The organism is Streptomyces sp. NK08204 (genome assembly GCF_020400585.1).
Lineage (GTDB): Bacteria > Actinomycetota > Actinomycetes > Streptomycetales > Streptomycetaceae > Streptomyces.
Window position 1 is genome coordinate 235,634 of record NZ_JAINVF010000001.1, and the last position, 19,192, is coordinate 254,825.

Annotated in this window: 16 protein-coding genes; 5 read left to right on the forward strand and 11 right to left on the reverse strand. The window is 72.6% G+C overall.

The features are described 5' to 3' along the window. Nucleotides 1-41: 41 nt before the first annotated feature. From K7G59_RS01020 to K7G59_RS01060, 9 genes are all read right to left on the reverse strand, one after another. Entirely contained in the window at nucleotides 42-752 is a 711-nt protein-coding gene (locus K7G59_RS01020; protein WP_225829840.1) for an O-methyltransferase, read from the reverse strand. Then, nucleotides 749-1,000: an MbtH family protein gene (locus K7G59_RS01025; RefSeq protein WP_225829841.1), complete on the reverse strand. Its 252-nt coding sequence runs from the start codon at nucleotides 998-1,000 to the stop codon at nucleotides 749-751. The genes K7G59_RS01020 and K7G59_RS01025 overlap by 4 nt, the downstream gene beginning before the upstream one ends. Continuing rightward, entirely contained in the window at nucleotides 997-2,238 is a 1,242-nt protein-coding gene (locus K7G59_RS01030) for a cytochrome P450 (protein WP_225829842.1), read from the reverse strand. Before K7G59_RS01030 ends, K7G59_RS01025 begins: the two co-directional genes overlap by 4 nt. Further along, nucleotides 2,235-5,159 (reverse strand): non-ribosomal peptide synthetase, encoded by a 2,925-nt coding sequence (locus tag K7G59_RS01035; RefSeq protein ID WP_225829843.1) that lies wholly within the window; start codon nucleotides 5,157-5,159, stop codon nucleotides 2,235-2,237. The genes K7G59_RS01030 and K7G59_RS01035 overlap by 4 nt, the downstream gene beginning before the upstream one ends. A gap of 1 nt (nucleotide 5,160) precedes the next feature. Further along, nucleotides 5,161-6,720 (reverse strand): class I adenylate-forming enzyme family protein, encoded by a 1,560-nt coding sequence (locus tag K7G59_RS01040; RefSeq protein ID WP_225829844.1) that lies wholly within the window; start codon nucleotides 6,718-6,720, stop codon nucleotides 5,161-5,163. 210 nt (nucleotides 6,721-6,930) lie between these two features. After that, nucleotides 6,931-7,605, reverse strand: a complete 675-nt coding sequence (locus tag K7G59_RS01045; RefSeq protein WP_225829845.1) for an SDR family NAD(P)-dependent oxidoreductase — start codon at nucleotides 7,603-7,605, stop codon at nucleotides 6,931-6,933. Nucleotides 7,606-7,708: 103 nt separating this feature from the next. After that, nucleotides 7,709-8,731: an LLM class flavin-dependent oxidoreductase gene (locus K7G59_RS01050; RefSeq protein ID WP_225829846.1), complete on the reverse strand. Its 1,023-nt coding sequence runs from the start codon at nucleotides 8,729-8,731 to the stop codon at nucleotides 7,709-7,711. 12 nt (nucleotides 8,732-8,743) lie between these two features. Then, entirely contained in the window at nucleotides 8,744-9,982 is a 1,239-nt protein-coding gene (locus K7G59_RS01055) for a 3-deoxy-7-phosphoheptulonate synthase class II (RefSeq protein ID WP_225829847.1), read from the reverse strand. Nucleotides 9,983-10,150: 168 nt separating this feature from the next. Beyond that, complete coding sequence (locus K7G59_RS01060) at nucleotides 10,151-10,603, reverse strand: type II 3-dehydroquinate dehydratase (RefSeq protein WP_225830236.1); 453 nt, start codon at nucleotides 10,601-10,603, stop codon at nucleotides 10,151-10,153. 499 nt (nucleotides 10,604-11,102) lie between these two features. Between K7G59_RS01060 and K7G59_RS01065 the strand changes: the two genes are divergently transcribed. Both K7G59_RS01065 and K7G59_RS01070 read left to right on the forward strand, forming a co-directional pair. Continuing rightward, nucleotides 11,103-12,350 carry a helix-turn-helix transcriptional regulator gene (locus K7G59_RS01065; RefSeq protein ID WP_225829848.1) on the forward strand — a complete coding sequence of 416 codons (1,248 nt, stop codon included), beginning with the start codon at nucleotides 11,103-11,105 and terminating at the stop codon, nucleotides 12,348-12,350. Nucleotides 12,351-12,412: 62 nt separating this feature from the next. Further along, nucleotides 12,413-13,237, forward strand: coding sequence for a shikimate dehydrogenase (locus K7G59_RS01070; RefSeq protein ID WP_225829849.1), 825 nt, complete (start codon nucleotides 12,413-12,415; stop codon nucleotides 13,235-13,237). 144 nt (nucleotides 13,238-13,381) lie between these two features. Here K7G59_RS01070 and K7G59_RS01075 read toward each other — a convergent pair whose 3' ends face one another. Next, nucleotides 13,382-14,617, reverse strand: a complete 1,236-nt coding sequence (locus K7G59_RS01075; protein ID WP_225829850.1) for a CaiB/BaiF CoA-transferase family protein — start codon at nucleotides 14,615-14,617, stop codon at nucleotides 13,382-13,384. Between the two features lie 6 nt (nucleotides 14,618-14,623). Further along, a complete protein-coding gene (locus tag K7G59_RS01080) occupies nucleotides 14,624-15,853 on the reverse strand; it encodes a cytochrome P450 (protein ID WP_225829851.1) in 1,230 nt (409 codons plus the stop codon). 420 nt (nucleotides 15,854-16,273) lie between these two features. On the opposite strand from K7G59_RS01080, the gene K7G59_RS01085 reads away from it, so the two are divergent. The 3 genes from K7G59_RS01085 to K7G59_RS01095 are packed head-to-tail and all read left to right on the forward strand — an operon-like array spanning nucleotide 16,274 to nucleotide 19,190. Further along, nucleotides 16,274-17,434: a DegT/DnrJ/EryC1/StrS family aminotransferase gene (locus K7G59_RS01085; protein ID WP_225829852.1), complete on the forward strand. Its 1,161-nt coding sequence runs from the start codon at nucleotides 16,274-16,276 to the stop codon at nucleotides 17,432-17,434. After that, nucleotides 17,431-18,528 carry a Gfo/Idh/MocA family protein gene (locus tag K7G59_RS01090; RefSeq protein WP_225829853.1) on the forward strand — a complete coding sequence of 366 codons (1,098 nt, stop codon included), beginning with the start codon at nucleotides 17,431-17,433 and terminating at the stop codon, nucleotides 18,526-18,528. The genes K7G59_RS01085 and K7G59_RS01090 overlap by 4 nt, the downstream gene beginning before the upstream one ends. Continuing rightward, complete coding sequence (locus K7G59_RS01095) at nucleotides 18,525-19,190, forward strand: HAD-IA family hydrolase (protein ID WP_225829854.1); 666 nt, start codon at nucleotides 18,525-18,527, stop codon at nucleotides 19,188-19,190. Before K7G59_RS01090 ends, K7G59_RS01095 begins: the two co-directional genes overlap by 4 nt. Nucleotides 19,191-19,192 lie beyond the last annotated feature (2 nt).

Here is a 19,192-nt window from a genome sequence, read left to right on the forward strand (position 1 = left end):
CTCGTCGGTGCCGGCGGGCTGGCGTGCTGACGTGCTGTCCTTCAGGCCGTACGCTGCGCGATCCAGAGGCCGTCGCGCACCGGCAGGATCAGGCCGGTGAAGTCGGGGTCCTCGGCGAGCGCCTTGTTCATCTCCTGTACGCCGGCGAGCTGGTTGGAGGGATGGGCGTGTTCCCCGGCGACGACGCCGCCGCCGCAGAACGCGTTGTCGATCATGAGGACGCCGTTCGGCTCCAGGTGCGCCTTCGACAGCTTCAGCAGCTCGGTGGCGAACGACGGGTCGCTGCCGAAGTAGGCGTGCTTCATGATGTCCTGGAAGATCAGGTCGTACGTCCCGAGCTGTGGGATCAGTTCGAAGGCGTCGCCGACGAGGATCTCGACGCGGTCGGCCATCCCCGCGCGGTCGATGAAGTCCGCCGCGCGTGCCGCCCGTTCGGGGTCGAGCTCGATGCTGGTGACCTTGCCGCCCTCGGGCAGCGCGTACGCCAGCCACAGCGCCGAGTAGCCGATCGCGGTGCCGATGTCGAGCACGCGGGTCACCGCGTCGCCGCGCAGAGCGGTGAGCGTACGGACGATCGCGCCTTCGAGGCGCCCGATGACCGGGATGCCCTCGTCCCTCGCGATCGTCTCCATCTCCAGCATGACGGTGTTCAGTCGCTCGGGCAGCGGCGCCTGCCGGACCAGAGCGGTGGCGAAGATCTCCCGCAGGTCGGTGCTGTCCTGCGGGACGATGGGCAGCTCAGTGTTGATCACGAATCCATTCCGTTCTGCTGGGTCCGGTCGCCGGTCGCGGTGAGCGAAGCCGGCCGCAGGTCACGCCAGTTCCGCTCGACGTGGGCGAGGCAGTCGGTGCGGGCGGCGGGTCCTGACACGACCTGCCAGCCGCCCGGTACGGCGAGATACGCCGGCCAGAGGGAGTACTGCCGCTCTTCGTTGCGCAACACCAGATAGTCCGTGTCGTCGTCTTCGAACACAGGGGACACGCCGTGCTCCTCGGTCATGGGGACAGGCCAGCCGGATCGGCTTCGAACGCGACGGGCAGGGTGTTCATGCCGTGCAGGATGCTGGAGTAGATCCAGCTCTCCGGCGCGGTCTGGCGCACGCCGGACACCATCCGGCGAAGACTGTCGAGCACGGCCTCGATCTCGATGCGGGCCAGGTAGTGACCGAGGCAGTAGTGCGCGCCGAAGGCGAAGGTCAGGTGCTTGTTCGGCGTGCGGGTGAGGTCGAAGCGGTCGGGGTGCGGGAAGGCGTCGCCGTCGCGGTTGGCCGAGGAGATCCAGGCGCTGACGACCTCGCCCGCGCGGATCAGCTGTCCGTTCACCTCGACGTCGGCGGTCGCCGTCCGGCCGGCGTGCAGCGAGGGGACGGTCCACCGCAGCACCTCGTCGGCGGCCGTCTGCAGGTTCAGGGCGCCGCTCCTGAGCGCGTCCCACTGGTCCGGATGCTCGATCAGCGCCAGCAGGCCACCGGAGATGGCGTGCCGGCCGGTCTCGTCGCCACCGATCATCAGGCCGTAGCAGTTGGCCATCAGTTCGGCGTCGCTGAGCGGCTCCCCGTCGATGCGGCAGTTGGCGAGCAGGCTCACCACGTCGCTGCCCTCGCCGTCGCGCCGGGTGCGCGCCAGATCGGCGAAGTAGAGCAGGATCTCGCTCTTGGCGGTCCAGGAGTCCTCCGGCCGGGCATCGGCATGCTCGGAACTCCACGCGTGCGAGGTGAGGCCGAGCAGGTACTGCCGGTCGGCCCGCGGCACGGCGAGCAGGTCGCAGATCGCGCCGAGCGGGATGTTGGCGGAGACGTCCCGGACGAAGTCGCACTCGCCCTTGGCGATCGCCGCCGCCATGAGCTCGTCCACCGTGCGGCGGACGCCGTCCTGGATGGCGGCGAGTATGCGCGGGGAGAACGCCTTCGTCAGGATCGCGCGGATCTGCTGGTGCCGTACTCCGTCGGTCACCGCGAGCATCGTGCCTGCCGCCGCGTCCCCTCCGGTGAGCAGGGTCGGCAGGCCGTTGCCGTGCTCGGTGGTGAACTCCCGGCCGCGGTAGACCTCCATCGCGTCGGCGTACCGGGTGATCACCCAGAACGCCGGCTGCGCGCCGCGCTGCGGCTGGCGGTGGAAGGGGCGCTCGGCCCGCAGCCGGCGCCACACCTCCGTCAGGTCGTGCTCGGCGTGCAGCCGGGGGTCGGCGAAGTCCAGTTCGTCGAGTCGGCCGGGGCGGAGCAGGGGCAGCGACGTCACGAGCGACCGCCTTGCGTGGGGACGGCCACCGCGGCGAGCGCGCGGATCGTCGGGTTGTTGATGATCTCCTTGGGCGAGACGGCGAACCCGGCGGCGCGGGCCCGCTGGATCAGGCTGATCGCGAGCATGCTGTCACCGCCGAGGGCGAAGAAGTCGCTGTCGACGTCCACCGAGGAGACACCCAGCAGTTCGCCGAAGATCGTGCAGAACGCCTCCTCCGCCGGAGTGCGCGGTGCACGGCCGCCGCCCGTCGGCTCTGCGGCCCGGGGGGCCGGGAGTGCCGACCGGTCGAGCTTGCCGCCCGGGGTGACCGGGAACGCGTCCAGCACGACGACGGCGGCGGGCACCATGTGGTCGGGCAGGAACCGGGCCGCGTGCTCGCGCACCGCGGCGGGGTCGGGCGTCGCTCCCTCGTGGGGCATGACGTACCCCACGAGCACGTCGCGCCCGCCGTCCTCGCCGCGGACCACGGCCGCCGCGTGTGCGACGCCCGGGCAGTCGCCCAGCACCGCCTCGACCTCGCCGAGCTCGATCCGGAAGCCGCGCAGCTTCACCTGATCGTCCACGCGGCCGTGGAAGGCCAGGGTGCCGTCCGGCCGCCAGGAGACCAGGTCGCCGGTGCGGTACATGCGCGAGCCGTCCGGCCCGAACGGGTCGGCCACGAAACGCTCCGCGGTCAGCGCGGGCCGCCCGAGGTATCCCCGCGCGAGCCCGTCGCCCGCCACGTACAGCTCGCCGGGCACGCCCGGCGGCAGCGGCTGCAGTCCCTTGCCGAGCACGTAGACCGAGGCGCCGGTGATCGGCCGTCCGATGGGGGGCGTGCCGGAGCCGTTCAGCGGTTCGCTGCGGGTGGCGCAGACGGTGACCTCGGTCGGACCGTACGCGTTGACCATCCGGCGCCCCGGCGACCAGCGTGCGACCAGGTCGGCCGAGCAGGCCTCCCCCGCGGTCATCAGGCCCTCGACGCCGGTCAGTTCCCGCGGCTCCACGCTCGCGGCGGCAACGGGTGGCAGCAGCAGCCGCGTCACGTCGTGCTCGGCGATCACCTCGGCGAGGGCGTCACCGGCGAGCGTGATGTCCGGCGGTACGACCAGCGCGGCGCCCGCGTGGTACGCGCCGAGCAGTTCCGCGACGAAGGCGTCGAAGCTCGGCGAGGCGAACTGCAGGAGCCGGCTGCCGCCGTCCAGGCCCATGCCCTCGGCCATGGCGGTGGCCAGGTTGACGAGTCCGGCGTGCGTCACGGCGACGCCCTTGGGCCGTCCCGTGGTGCCGGAGGTGTAGATGACGTAGGCGACTTCGGCCAGTGCGGGAACCGGGAACGGGTACTCCTCCCCGTCCGTCGCAGCGGGGCCGGACACCGCGGCCCGTACCTCCGGCCGGTCCAGGACCAGGCATTCCGGCAGCTCGGCCAGGGCGGTGGTGGAGAGTGTGCACACCAGCGACGGCGCGGCGTCCTGGAGCATGAACGCGACCCGCTCGGCGGGGTAGTCCGGGTCGACGGGTACGAACGCGGCTCCGGTGCGGGCCACGGCCAGTACGGCGACGACGAGGTCGACGGAACGGGGCAGCGCCAGCGCCGCCAGCCGTCCGGGCCCCAGTCCGCGAGCGGCGAGCAGCCGGGCCAGCCGGTCCGCGCGCCGGTCGAGTTCGGCGAACGACAGAGTCTCGGTCGCCGAGACCAGCGCGGTCGCGTCCGGGGTCCGGCCGGCCGGGCGACGCAGCAGTTCGGAGAGCGTGCAGGGCGCTGCCGCGGTGCCGGTGTCGTTCCACTCCACGAGCGTGAGGCGCCGCTCCGCCACGGGAAGCAGGTCGACCCCGCCCACGTGCTGCGTCGGGTCCTTCTCCACGGCGGTGAACAGCCGGGTGAGCACGTTCAGCATCCGTTCGACGTCGGCGCGCTCCACCAGGTCCGGCCGGTAGTCCAGGTCCAGCCGCAGCCGTTCGCCCGTCCCGCTCACCCGGAAGGCGAGCGCACCGGGCCCCTGCGGCCGTTGCTCCACGGCCACCACCCGGAGGCCGGCGACCGGCGCCGGCTCGCTGCAGTCCACCGAGACCACCGTGTCGAAGATGCCGTCCACCGCGCGGGGCGCGAGGACACCGGTCAGCCGGTCCTGGTCGTCGGCCAGCCGGAAGAACACGTCGAGCAGCGAGTGCCGTGCGGGGGCCCGCACCACCACCGGCCTCGGCTCGGCCAGTCGGCCGGCCATGATGTCGATCCCGAGGAAGCGCGGCCGGGCCGTGACCCCGAGGACGACCTCGTCCCGGCCGGTCAGCCAGCCCAGCAGGATCCCGAACGCGCCCTGCGCCACGGTCTCGAACGCCAGCCCGTGGTCGTGGGCCATCCGCAGGAGGCCGCTGCCGACGTCCGCGGGCAGCTCACCGGAGACCCGCTCCATCGGGCCGGAGCTCGTGTGGTCCGCCCGGCCTCCGACGAGTGTCGGCTCGGCCTCGGCGAGGTGGGCCGACCAGACCAGGTCGGCCGCTTCGCGGTCCTGCGCGGCCAGCCAGCCGGCGTAGTCGTCGTGGGCCGGCACCCGCGGCAGGTCGCCGTCCCTGCCCGCGTACGCGGCGAGCAGTTCGTCGATGAGCACCCGGTGCGACTGCGCGTCGAGCGCCGCCGGGTCGCTGCTCAGCCGGAGCCGGTGCCGTTCGGGGCCGAGGCGGGCGAGCAGCAGCCGCAGCGGGACCGCAGGGCCCTGGTCCTCCTCGGCGTCGTACCGGTCCAGTTCGGCGGTGCGCCGGGAGGTGTCCACGGCGGTGAGGTCGACGTCGTGCCAGGGCAGTTCCGCGTCGGGCGCGGGCCGCAGGTGCGGGTGGCGCCGGGCCAGTACGGCGACGGCCTGCCGCAGCGCGGCGGCGTCCAGGGGGCCGTCGACGTCGACCAGCGTGACCACGTGCGCGGGAAGTGTCTTCCGCACCATGTCAGTTCGCCGTCCCCTCGGCCCGCGAGGCCCGCGCCACGGCCTGCGCGCGCAGCCGTACCCGGTCGGGCTTGCCGGGACCCACCATCGGCAGCGCCTCGCGGAGCTCGATCTCCGCGGGCACGTGGTTGACCGACAGGGCGGCGGTGACGTGGCGTCCGAGGGCCGCGCGGTCCAGGGTCACGCCGTCGCGCGGGACCACGGTCGCGCAGATCCGCTCGACGCGCCGTTCGTCCTCGACGCCGAACACCGCGGCGGCCTCCACACCCGGGTGCTCCAGGAGCGCGCGCTCGACCGCGCTCGGGTGGACCTTGATGCCCTTGACCTTGATCACGTCCGCGATGCGGCCGTGCAGATGCAGATAGCCCGCTTCGTCCAGGTGCCCGATGTCTCCGGTGTGCACCCAGCCGTCCCGCACCGTGCGCGCCGTCAGTTCGGGTTCGTTCCAGTAGCCGGCCATCGACCAGCGGCCGATCACGCACACCTCGCCGGCCTCACCGACGGGCAGTTCCCGGTCGTCGTCGACGGAGCGGATGCTCACCCGCACGGGCTCCGGTGGGCGGCCGACGGTGGCGCGCAGCTCCGGGTCCAGGTGGTCCTGCGGCGGCAGCAGGCTGATCAGGCCGGTCTCGCTGGTCCCGTAGACCTGGAAGAGGACGGGGCCGAGAGCCTTCAGGGCATGGGCGAGCCGCTCGGGCGCGGCCGGGCTGCCGGTGTAGAACAGCTCGCGCAGGCTCGACAGGTCGGTCTTCGCGGCATCGGGGTGTTCGGCCAGCGCGTACACCTGGGGCGAGCCGAGCACGAGGCGGGTGATCCCGTGGCGGGCGACCGCGCGCAGCACCTCACCGGCCTCGAAGCCGGGGTGCAGGACGACGGCGCCGCCGGCGACGATCGTGTCGTCCGCGGTGGCGCCGCTGGAGTGGGTGAGGGGGGCGGTGACCAGGCAGCGGGCGCGGTCGCCGCGGGCCGCCGAGGTGGCGACCATCTCGTTCTTGACCGCGAAGGTGCAGCTGACGCCCTTGGGCTTGCCCGTGGAGCCGCTGGTGTAGGTCACGACGGCGATCGTGGTCTGTTCGGCGGTGCCGAGGTCGAAGGATCCGGGGGCGGACAGGTCGATCGCGCCGGGGTGGGCGCCGCCGAGCGACGCGAGCCGCGGACGCTCGGGCAGCGACCCGCACAGTTCGAGTGCCCGCCCGATGTTGTCCGGGTCGACGGCGAGCATGGCCGGTTCGACGTCCGTGAGGATGGCGAGTTGCGCCTCGGCGGAGAGCTGGTCGGTGGGGTCGACCGCGTTGACGCCGCGGATGTGCACCGCGGTGGCGCCCACCAGGTTGGACGCGTAGCGCAGGATCAGGGTCGCGGGCGTGTTCGGGTTCGTCAGCACAGCGACCGCGCTGCCGCGGCCGACGCCGTGCTCACGCATCCGGGCCGCGGCTGTCGTGACGGACTCGGCGAGCTCACGGGCGGTGGTCGGCGTGTCCCGGTGGACGAGCGGGGCGCCACCGGGTTCGGCGCGCAGCCTCGCGAGGATCTGGCGTACGTAGTGGTCATGGCCTTGCACGTACGTTCTCCAATGCGACTCGGTGGTCAACAGGCACGTTCGGGCAGGGCGTGTCAGCAGGTCCGGCCGGGTGTGCGGGGCTTTTTCCGGCGGGGTGCAGAGAACTGCGCCCGGATCCCGACCAACGTAGGTTCCGGCCGGGTGGGCTCACATCCCTCGGGCTGGTAGCCCGACAGGGCCGGCCGGCCGGTCACGGTCGACGGCTGCCTGTCAGGGCCCGACGCGCAGCACTTGGCCGGTGAGGGAGGCCGCGGCGGTCCCCGCGAGCATCGACACGGTCCGGGCCGCCTGCGCTGCGAACTCCGCGGCGGTGGGGGTACGGGCCGCCCGGGTGCCGAGCTGGTCGACGGGGAGCAGCGGGGTGAGGAGGTTGGCCGTGATGCCCAGCGGCGCCAGTTCGAGCGCCAGGGTCCGGGTGAGGCCCTCCAGCGCCGTTCGGACGGTGGCGTTCTCGCCCTCGGCGCCCCCGGGGTCGGCGATCGTGATGATCCGGCCGCCGCCGTTCATGGTCATGGGGTCGAGTACGGCCTGGCAGGCCAGGAAGACCGCGCGCAGGGGCGCGGCGGTCGCGTCGGTCCACTGCGGCTGGGAGAGCGCGCTCAGCTGCCCGGCGTCGGCCACGCTCACGACGGTGAGCAGGACCGAGGGGTCGCCGAGGTCGGCGCACACCTGCTCGATCGCCGCGCCCGCCGAGCCGCCGTCGGTCCAGTCCGTTCGCACCGCCATCACCCGGCGGCCCAGGCTCTTGACCTGGTCCGCCGTGGCCGTGCGGGCGGATTCGTCGGCGTCGAGCAGTGCCACGTCGAATCCGTCCTGGGCCAGCACGAGCGCCGCGGAGGCCGCGGTGTCGGTGCCGGTTCCGGCGATGATCGCCACCTGCGGCATTTCCCCACCTTTCGCCTGGCGCGGGCCGATTCACCCGCACGTGCCAGAGGCTAGGGCGCATCGAGCCCGGCCGGGATCGGTCGGGTTGGTAGTCGCGAGGCGGTCAGCGGGTGAACTTGCGGACCTCGGGAAGCACTTCGGCACCGAGGATCTCGATGATTGCGGCGACCCGTGCGAAGGGCATCGCGCCGAGGTCGATCTGGGCGAGCAGCCGGTCGTGGCCGAACAGTTCGTGCTGGCGCCCGATGCGGTCCACGATCTGCTGCGGGCTGCCCAGCAGCAGCGTCCCGTCCTCGCCCCGCTGCCGGTCGAAGACCTCGCGCTGCCCCTGGAGCCGGCCACGGGAGTGGTGGGCGGCGTATGCGGCCCAGTGGGCGTAGAAGCCGTCCACCTCGGCGGAGGTGTTCGCGACATGGAGGTAGCTCGTGGTGGCCACCGGCAGTTCCGCCGGGTCGTGTCCCGCCTTCTCGGCCGCCGCCCGGTATGCGGTGAAGGTGTCGACGAAGCGGGAGAGGGCACCGCCGGTGGCGCCGGCGAGGATCGGCACACCGAGCGACCCGGCTCGCGTCGCACTGCCCCGGTTCCCGCCGACGCCGACCCAGACGGGCAGCGGGTACTGGTTGGCCCGGGGCATGATCCCGGCGCTGGTGAGCGGCGCGCGGTGGCGGCCCGACCAGCTGACCCAGGGCTGGGTGACGAGCCCTCGTAACAGCTCGAAGTGGTCGGTGAACAGGCTGTCGTAGTCGTCGAGTTCGTACCCGAACAGCTCGAACGGCTCGGGGAAGGCGCCCCTTCCGACGGTGATCTCGGTGCGGCCTCCGGAGAGCAGGTCCACGGTGGCGAAGTCCTCGTAGACCCGTACCGGGTCGAGGACCCCGATCAGCGTCGTCGCGCTCGTCAGCCGGATGCGCGTGGTGGCCTGGGCGATCGCCGCGAGCACGACGGCGGGCGAGGACACCGCGTAGTTCGGATGGTGGTGCTCGCCGACCGCGAAGACGTCCAGGCCGGCCTCGTCGGCGAGCTCGGCGGCGCGCACGATGTCCAAGATCCGCCTGCCGGCGGGCGCGACGTCACCGGTCGCGGGATCCGGCGTGAGGTCGGCGAGGCTGATCAGTCCAAGTTCCATGCGGACATCCTGTCAGGACGCCCGTGGTCGTGGCCGGTTGTTAGGGCAGCGGGTGACGGGGAGGCGGAGCAGGTCCGCCAAGGCCGTGGTCACGGCAGTCGCCTGGCGGGCGTTCAGCCGGGGGTCGCAGGCGGTCCGGTAACGGTGCGGCAGGTCCTTCTCGCTGATGCCCGCGCCGAGGCACTCGGTGACGTCGTCCCCGGTCAGCTCCAGATGGACGCCGCCGGGGCGGGTGCCCAGCCGCCGGTGCACCTCGAAGAACCCGGCGAGTTCGTCGAGCATGTGCTCGACACGCCTGGTCTTGTGGCCGGTCGGTGCGACGAAGGTGTTGCCGTGCATGGGATCGCACTGCCAGACCACCTGGTGTCCCGACGCGGTGACCTTCTCGACGATCGGCGGCAGCACCTCGCGCACCCGCCGGTGTCCCATCCGGCTCACCAGCGTCAGCCGGCCCGGCACCATGTCCGGGTCCAACCGCCGTACGTACTCGACGGCCTCCTCCGGGGTGGTCTCGGGACCCAGTTTCACTCCGACGGGGTTGGCCAGCAGCTCGGCGAACCCGATGTGGGCCCCGCCGAGGCGGCGCGTCCGCTCTCCGATCCACAGGAAGTGCCCCGAACCGCTGTAGGGCCGGTGGTTCACGCAGGGCCCCGGCCTCAGCAGCGCGCGCTCGTAGTCGAGCACGAGCGCCTCATGTCCGGTGAAGACCTCACCGCCGGTCCGGGCCCGCACGACCTTCATGGCGAGCGCCGAGGCGGCATAGGCACGGAGCATCCGATCCGGGTCGGGCGTCCGCTCCGCCGGGGTCGCGCCGAGGCCGTTGACCATGTCGCCGCGGTAGACGGGCAGGCCATGGCCGTCCGTCGTGGCGGAGCGGGGCTTGGCGTACTGCCCCGCCATACGGGCCAGCCGGACCACGGGCAGGCCGCCCGCGCGGGCGAGCACGACGGCCATCCGCGCCAGCAGATCCAGGTTCGCGCACAGATGCGACTCGGTGTTGCCGGCGAACGTCTCGGCGCAGTCCCCGCCCTGGAGCAGGAACGCCTCACCGCGCGCGACCGCCGCGAGCCGGGCCGTGAGACGGTCGGCCTCGGCAGGCAGGACCAACGGCGGCGCGGTGCGCAGAAGTTCACGGACGGCCCGCACGCGGGGCAGGTCCGGCCAGTCGGGCTGTTGCGCCGTGGGCCGGGTGACCGCGGCTGCCAGCGACAGCGGGGCCGGGCCGGCATCCGGCACTCCCAGGTGCATCATCGCGGCTGCGGGGACACGGCGTCGTGAGGTGTCACGGTTGCCGGTCGTCCGTGGTGGGGGGTCCGGGCGCCCGGCGGCGGGAAGCCGGCCGCGGCCCGTTCGGCAGTCATCACTGTCCGCTCCCGGTGTGGTGGCAGGATCACGACGTCGACTCGGTGCCCCGGAACGTCACGACCGCCCGGCGCCGGGCTCGCACAGCCCCACGAGCGCCCGTGCGGCAAGCCGGTAGCCGAAGGCGCCGAGTCCGACGACGACGCCCGCGGCCAGCGGCGCGAGGACGGATTCGTGCCGGAATCGTTCCCGGGCCCATATGTTCGACAGGTGCACCTCGATCCACGGGGGCTCATAGGCCGCCAGCGCGTCCCGCAGGCTCCAGCCGGCGATCATCAGGGCACCGGGGTTCACGATGGCGCCGACGGTCGTAAAACGGTGCTCATGGACGGCGCGCACCAGCTCCCCCTCGCCCTCCCGCTGGACCGAAATAACGTCCCAGCCCGCATCCGCCACTTCGGCCGCGACCATTTTCTCGATATCACCGAGGGTCTCCCGGCCATAGAACTCCGGCTCACGTTCGCCAAGAATTCCAAGATTCGGCCCGTTCAACAGAAGAATGGAATTCATACCCACCTCCCCGTGCGGCAAATCCGACCGTCGGGCGCCTTCACAACCCGGATCGCCAGACTCACCGACCGGCACCGGCAACGGCAACCGCATGACCTGACAGTCCTGGACAGTGTTGGCCCGGACACCGAGTTTCCGGAGGCCAACGGCGTGCCGCTGCGACATCTCACGCAAACACCCGGCGGGTGCACACGTCGCACAGCGTTCGACAGGCCGAAAGTCAAGCATGGGATGGTAAAATTCTCGTAGATGTTCAGTGTGGCATGAAATCGCCCTTTCGAGTCTGAATTCCTTCCCCAATAGTCACCTTTGACAACGCGAGACAGCCGACCATAGACTCCTCCAGAGCATGTCGGAGTTTGCATTGCATAGTCAGGGGTTTGCTTTGCAAAATAGCATGTTGGTCGAGCACCACTTAACCGAGTACGACATCCCCCGCGCGGCGGCATCTCCGCTGAAATGCGCGGCACCGTCATGTCATACCGCCCCTCTCCTCGCCTTGTCCCGGCGCTCCTGGCGCGACGGTCTGCTGGACGACGGGATCGACTTCGCCGAACGGGCGCTGCACGACGGATGCGCAGCGGACAGCCCCTGCCACACAGAGGCCGCGCTCGTCCTGAGCCTCCTGCTTGCGCAGGTGCGACGGACCGACCACGCGCAGGCCGTACTGGAGACCGTCGACGGACTCGTCCGGGCGCGCGCCGACGACCAGCTGACCGCGACCGCGACGCTCGCCCGGTCCGGGGTCACCCTCGCCACCGGTGACTTCGGGAAGGCGGCCAAGCTCGCCACCGCCGGACTCGGGGAGGCGGAGCGGTCCGGCCTGAAAGCCTGGACGCCGCTCGGACACTTCGTGCTGGTGCAGTCCGCACTGCGCCAGGGCCATCTGTCCACGGCGGTCCGCTACGCGCAGAAACTGAAGGAAGACACCATCTTCCAGCGGGAGATGCTCCATGCCGGCCAGGCCGCCTGGGCCGTGATCCAGATCGCCGAGGCGGAGAAGGGCCGGCAGCACGCCGTGCCGCTGGGCGCCGAGCTGCTCGCCGCGGACGCGGCCGTACGCCAGCTCTCGATCGCCGAACCCGCCGCGCTGCCCTGGCTCGTCCGGCTCATGATGAACTGCGGGCGCAAGCAGCTGGCGGCACACGGCGTCCACGTCTGCCGGCAACTGGCGTCCAGGAACCCCCACTTCAGCTCGGTGCAGGCAGCCGCGGCCCACGCCGCCGGACTGCACGACGAGGACCTCGGCAAACTCCGGCTCGCCGCCGAGTCGCACGTCGATCCCTGGGCGAGGGCGTCGGCCAACGAGGACATCGCCGTCATACTCGCCCGCGGCGACGACCGGACCGTCCCGGCACGCGTTCTCCAGCAGGCACTGGACACCTACACACAGACCGGAGCCCGGCGGGACGCCTCGCGCATCGAGTCCCGGCTGCACCACAGCGCCCCGAGCGCCGGCCAGGTGAGCCGGCATCAGCGGACGCGGGACATCCCCGAACTGACCGACACCGAATACGCCGTCGCGCACCTGGTCGCCCAGGGCTTCACCAACGGGCAGACCGCGGGTCAGCTCTTCCTGTCGCCGCACACCATCGCGTTCCACCTGCGCAAGATCTTCCGCAAGCTGGGCGTGGAGTCCCGCGTGCAGCTGGCGAGCGCCTGGAACGACCTGGCCGCTCCGCACACGGGGATGCGCGAGCACACGACGGGTGCCCTCACGACGGGCCGGCCCAGCCTGTCCTCGTAAGCCGGGCATCCCCCGCCCGACACCCGAGGGGCGTCGCCCCACCCCACGGCCGAGGAGGCCCCATGCGTGAAGCGGCGGAGCACACACCGGACATCACCGGCCGAACCCGGTTGCTCGCGGTGCTCGGCGACCCCGTCGAGCAGGTGCGGGCGCCGACCATGCTCAACCCCGTGCTGCGCGCCCTCGGAGTCGACGCCGTGCTGGTTCCGGTGCACGTCCGTCCCGAGGACCTCGGTGACGTCATGCGCGGACTGCGCAGGACCGCGAACCTGGACGGACTCCTGGTCACCGTCCCGCACAAGACGAACGTGCTGCGGTACGCCGACGTCCGCAGCCGCGCGGCCGAGATCGCGGGCAGCGCCAACGCGCTGCGCCGCGAGCCGGACGGCTCCTGGCACGCCGACAACTTCGACGGCGCCGGCTTCCTCGCGGGGCTGACCGCCGCCGGCCACCGGCCCGAGGGGAAGCAGGTGACGGTGGTGGGCTCCGGCGGCGCCGGGACGGCGGTCGCCGCTGCCCTGCTCGGCGCGGGCGTAGCCCATCTCACGCTGCACGACACCGATGGGACACGGGCGCGGCAGGCGGCGGAGCGGCTGGACGGGTACTGGCCCGGCCGGGTCACCGCCACCGCCGTCGCCCGCGTCGGCGAGGCGGACATCATGGTCAACGCCACGCCGCTGGGCCTGCGTCCGGAGGATCCGCTGCCGTTCGATCCCGCCACGGCGCGGCCGGGCACGCTGGTGGCCGACATCATCATGAAACCGAGGGAGACCCGGCTCCTGCGCAAGGCGGCCGGCCGGGGCCTGCCGGTCCACTTCGGCGCGCCCATGCTCGACCATCAACTCGATCTCTACTGCGCCTACTTCGGCTTCCGGCAGGCCCCGTGATCCCGGGGCGTGCTGTGCGGCACCACGCCGCAAGGCGCCGTTCCCGGTGACCCGGCCGCACCGCCCACCGGTCCGCCCGGCGGGAGGCCGCGCCGCCGCCGGGCCTGTGGGGGGGCGGCCGTGCACGCCCCGGCCGGCCGCCGCTCAGGCCGGGGCGGTCTGCAGCGGACAGGAGACGGCACCGCAGCGCCGCAGGCCGGCGATGGCCCCGGCGTCGTAGCCCAGCTCGCGCAGTACGGCCACGGTGTGCTCGCCGAGTGCCGGGACCGGCCCCATCGGCAACTCCACGCCTGCCACGGTGAACGGCGGCAGCAGTCCGCGCACGGTGCCGACGGGTGTCTCCACCGGACGCCAGCGGCGGCGTGCGGCCAGCTGCGGATGCTCCAACAGGTCACCGACCTCGTTGACGCGGCCGGACGCGATGCCGATGGCGTCCAGGCAGGCCACGAGCCGGTCCGCGGCCGTCGCCGAGGTGTGCTGCGCGACCAGCGCGTCCACCTCCTCCCGGTGCCGCACCCGGGCGACGTTCGTCGCCCAGGCCGGATCGGTCGCCAGGTCGGGACGGCCCAGGAACTCCTCGGCGAACCTCGCCCACTCCCGGTCGTTCTGCACCCCGATCACCACGTCCGCGCCGTCAGCGGTGGGAAACGCGCCGTAGGGCGCCACGCTGGGATGGGACAGACCCATACGACCGGGCGCACGCCCGGTCCCCTGGGCGTGGTGGATGTGGTAGCCCATCCATTCGCTGGTCGCCTCCAGCATCGAGATCTCCAGCGCGGCGCCCTGACCGCCCGTCGCCCGCCCCACCAGAGCGGCGAGGGTCGCGGAGAGGGCGTACATGCCCGCCGCGATGTCGGAAGCGGGGATGCCCGCCTTCGCCGGGCTGTCGGCCGCGCCGGTGGCCGAGACCAGAGCCGCCTCGCACTGGATGAGCATGTCGTAGGCGCGTTTGTCCCGGTAGGGTCCGGTACTCCCGTACCCCGACATGTCGACGGTCACCAGCCGCGGATGCCGGGCCCGTAGTTCGGCGGCCCCGAAGCCGAGCCGTGCGGCGGCGCCCGGGGCGAGGTTCTGCAGGAAGACGTCGGCGGTGGCGACGAGTTCGGCGAGGACCTGCCGCCCTCCGGGCGACTTCAGGTCGAGCGTGACCGACTCCTTGCCACGGTTGAGCCAGACGAAATGACTGGCCAGCCCTCCCACGCTGGTGTCGTAGTCGCGCGCGAAGTCCCCGCCGTCCGGGCGCTCCACCTTGATCACCCGGGCACCGAGGTCGGCCAGGTGGCGGGTGGCCAGGGGCGCCGCCACCGCCTGCTCCACGGCGACCACGGTGACGCCCGCGAGCGGCAGGCCGGTGCCCGTCGGCGGTTGCGTGTGCGGCATCCCGCGTCACCGCCCCTCGGGCGTGAGCGCCACCGGCAGGGAGCTCATGCCGTGCAGGATGCTGGAGTAGATCCACTGCTCGGGGCCGGTCTGCTCGGCCGAGGACACCAGGGCGCGCAGGGCGCCGAGCACCTCCTCCACCTCGATCCGGGCCAGGTTGTGGCCCAGGCAGATGTGCGAGCCGAAGGCGAACGTCAGGTGCTTGTTCGGGCGGCGGTCCAGCGTGAAGCGGTCCGGGTCGGCGAAGACCTCGGCGTCGCGGTTGGCCGAGGAGGTCCACACGGTGACGATGTCCCCCGCCTTGACCGGCCGGCCGTTCACCTCGACATCGGCGGTCGCCGTCCGGCCGCTGTGCAGCGACGGTACGGTCCAGCGCAGGACCTCGTCGGCGGCGGTCGCGAGATCGGCCGTGCCGTCCTTGAGCGCCCGCCACTGTGCCGGATGCTCGATGAGCGCCTTCAGACCACTGGAGATCGCGTGGCGTCCCGTCTCGTCGCCGCCGATGATCAACCCGTAGCAGTTGGCCATCAGGTCGCGGTCGCTGATCGGTTCACCGTCGAGGCGGCAGTTGGCCAGCAGGCTGATGACGTCGTCGGCGTCCGTGCCGCGCCGTGTCGCGGCCACGTCGGAGAAGTACAGCAGGAGTTCGCTCTTCGCCTGCCAGGTCGCCTCCGCCGACGCGTCGGCGTGATCGGAGCTCCAGGCGTGCGACGTGCGGTCCAGCAGGTACTGGCGGTCGGCGTCCGGCACCCCCAGGAGGTCGCAGATGGCGCCCAGCGGGATGCTCGCCGCCACATCGCGGACGAAGTCGCACTCGCCCTTGTCCAGGGCGGCGGCGAGGGCGTCGTCGATGCTGCGGCGCAGGCTGCGGCGGATTCGCGCGAGGGTCTTCGGCGCGAACGCGGCGTTGAGCACGTTCCGCAGCCGGGTGTGCTTGGGGCCGTCGGTGACCGCGAGCATGGAGCCGGCCGCCGGATCACCGCCGATCATGAGGTTCTCCAGCGCGTTCCCGCGCTCGGTGGTGAAGTGCTCCTTGTCGCGGTAGACAGCCATCGCGTCGGCGTAGCGGCTGACCACCCAGAAGCCGGGACGGTCCTCGCGTGGAGGCTGCCAGTGGAAGGGCTGCCGCGCGCGCAGGTGACGCCAGACCTCGGTGAGGTCCCGCTCGGCGTGCAGCCGGGGATCGGCGAAGTCCAGACAGTCGAGCTCATCAGGGCTGACGACGGGGCGGGTCATGATCCGGTGCCCTTCCGCGACGGGGGGTGAGAGATCGGCAGTGCCGGCGCGCCGTCGGGCCGCTGGCCCCGTCCCGGCGCCGTACCCGGCTGCCCGCCTGTCACCCTAGTTCCCGCGGCGGACGCCTCGGCATCCTTCACACGGGTAGTACGCCCTCGCCCACCGCTGTGCCCACGCAGGGTCCGTGCCCCGCCTCGTGGGCCCGCCCGGCCTGGCACTACCAGGTCGTGGGATGCGACGGCCGCGACCGGCTGCCTACGGTGAGGCCACATCCGACACCGCGCCTCGAGATGCCCTGCTGGAACTCTTCCCAGGCGGTCCGCGAGACGGCGCAGGACATGGACCCTCTCCACGGTGGACGGCCGAGGCTGCTCGGAGGGAACCCACCGTTGCGGGCGGGAGACAAGGAGAGCAGCCGACATGAATTCCCGGCCCGCACCGGCCTTTCCGGCCTGGCCCCAGTTCGACGACACCGAACGCCAAGCACTCGAACGTGCGCTGGCACAGGGCCAGTGGTGGCGCCTGGGAGGCGGCGAAGTGGCCGCCTTCGAGGAGGAGTTCGCCGCATACACCGGAGCCCGGCACGCGCTTGCCGTCACCAACGGAACCCACGCGCTGGAACTCGCCCTGGAGACCATGGGGGTAGGCCCCGGCGACGAGGTGATCGTGCCGGCGTTCACCTTCATCTCGTCGTCCCAGGCGGTCCAGCGCATCGGCGCGGTCAGCGTGCCCGTGGACGTGGACCCCGGCACCTACTGCCTCGACGTCGCCGCGGCTGCCGCGGCCATCACCCCGCGCACCAAGGCGATCATGCCGGTGCACATGGCCGGGCTGATGGCGGACATGGACGGGCTGGACAAGCTCGCCGCCGACGCCGGCGTGTCCCTGCTCCAGGACGCCGCGCACGCGCACGGGGCGCGGTGGCGGGGACGCCGGGTCGGCGAACTGGGCTCGGTCGCCACGTTCAGCTTCCAGAACGGCAAGCTGATGACCGCGGGGGAAGGCGGCGCCGTCCTCTTCCCCGACGAGGAGATGTACGAACAGGCGTTCTTGCGGCACTCCTGTGGCCGCCCCCGCGACGACCGGCGCTACCTGCACCGGACGGCCGGCACCAACATGCGGCTCAACGAGTTCTCGGCCGCGGTGCTGCGCGCCCAGCTCGCGCGGCTCGACGGTCAGATCACGGTCCGCGAGGAGCGGTGGCCGGTGCTGTCCACGCTGCTGGCCGGCATCCCCGGCGTCCAGCCGCAGGCCGACGACGACCGGGCCGACCGCAACCCGCACTACATGGCCATGTTCCGGTTGCCGGGCTGGTCCGAGGAGCGGCGCAACGCCCTGGTGGACCGGCTGGTCGCAGCGGGGCTCCCGGCGTTCGCGGGTTTCCGCGCGGTCTACCGGACCGACGCCTTCTGGCAGGTCAACGCCCCGGACGAGACGGTGGACGAGGTGGCCGCGCGGTGCCCGAACGCCGAAGCCATCAGCGCGGACTGCGTCTGGCTGCACCACCGGATGCTGCTCGGCTCCGTACCGGCGCTGACGGACGCCGCCGCCATCGTGGCCGAGCTGGTGCGCGCCGGATGACGACACGCACGGTACTGGTCGGACTCGGCTGGTCCGGCCGGGAGATCTGGCTTCCCCGGCTGCTGGGCCGCGACGACTACGACGTCGTGGCCGGCGTCGACCCCGATCCGGCGTGTCGGGCGGCCTTCACCGCCGCGACCGGGCGCCCGGCCTTCGCGGACCCCGGCGCCCTCGACACCGGGCAGGCCGACCTCGCCGTCGTCGCCGTCCCCAACCACGCCCATGCCCCGGTGGCCCGGACCCTCCTCCTGCGCGGCCTGGCCACGTTCGTGGAGAAGCCCGTGTGCCTCACCACCGACGAGGCCGGGCTCCTCGCCGACGCGGAACAGATGGGCGGCGTACCGCTGTTGGCCGGCAGCGCCTTCCGGTACCGGTCCGACGTCACCGAACTGGCCCGTCTTGTCCCGGCGCTCGGCCGGGTCCGCAATGTCGGCCTGTCCTGGATCCGGGCCCGCGGGGTGCCGCAGGCCAAGGGCTGGTTCACCCACCGGGCACTGGCGGGCGGCGGTGTCCTGTTCGACCTGGGCTGGCACCTCCTCGACGTGCTCGACGCGCTCGTCGGCCCGGTGACGTTCGAGCAGATCGCGGCGGTCACCACGGACGACCATGTCAACGAGGCGGACCGGGCGGCGGCCTGGCGCCACGACCGGCCCGCCCCGGAGGGCACCGCGGACGTGGAGGACACCGTGCGTGCCTTCATGGTCGCCGGGGGCGGCCTCTCCGTCGGGCTGCGGGCCAGCTGGGCCACGCACACCGCGACGCACGACGTCACCACGGTCCGGGTCGAGGGAACCGCCGGGACGGCCACCCTGCGCTGCACGTTCGGGTTCAGTCCCCATCGCGAGCCGCGGTCCCGGATCACCCATGTCCGAGCGGGAAGGGTCAGCGACATCCAGGTGCCCGCGGAACCGGTCGGCGCCGAGTACGACCGTCAGCTGTCCGCGCTGCGCACGCTGCTGGCCGCGCCCTCGTCACGGGGCCGGGCGATCGCGGGCGCCCACCGTATCGTCGCGGCCGTCGAAGCGATCTACGCGGCTGCGAACACGTCCCTGGTGCCGGCCGGGCCGGCCGAGATCAAGGCAGGTGAGAGATGACGGCCGTGGCAGCACGCAGCGCGGTGATCTTCGACCTCGACGGCGTCCTCGTCGACAGCCACGAGGTGATGGGCAGGGCCTTCGCCGCCGCCTACGCCGAGGTGGTCGGCGACGGCCCCGCTCCGTTCGCGGAGTACCAGCGCTACCAGGGCCTGTACTTTCCGCAGATCATGCGCACGATGGGCCTCCCGCTGCAGATGGAGGAGCCGTTCGTCCGCGAGAGCTACCGGCTGGCCGGTCAGGTCCCGGTGGTCGACGGGATCGTGGACCTGCTGGACACCCTGCGGGCACGCGGGCTGCGGCTCGCCGTGGCCACCGGCAAGGCCGGGGTGCGCGCCCGCTCGCTGCTGGAGACGCTGGGCCTCATCACGTACTTCGACCATGTGATCGGCTCCGACGAGGTCGCCGACCCGAAGCCGGCGCCGGACATCGTGCTCCAGGCCCTGCACCGGCTCGGCGCCCGGGCCGAGGCGGCGATCATGGTGGGCGACGCCCCCGCGGACGTCCGCAGTGCCCGGGGCGCGGGGGTGACCTCCGCCGCCGCGACGTGGGCGACGGTCGACGAGGACGAGCTGCTGGGAGCCGGACCAGATCTGGTCCTGAAACGCCCCGCGGACCTGCTGGCCTGGTGTCCTCCGGCTCCCGTCGGCGGCCTGGGGTGAAC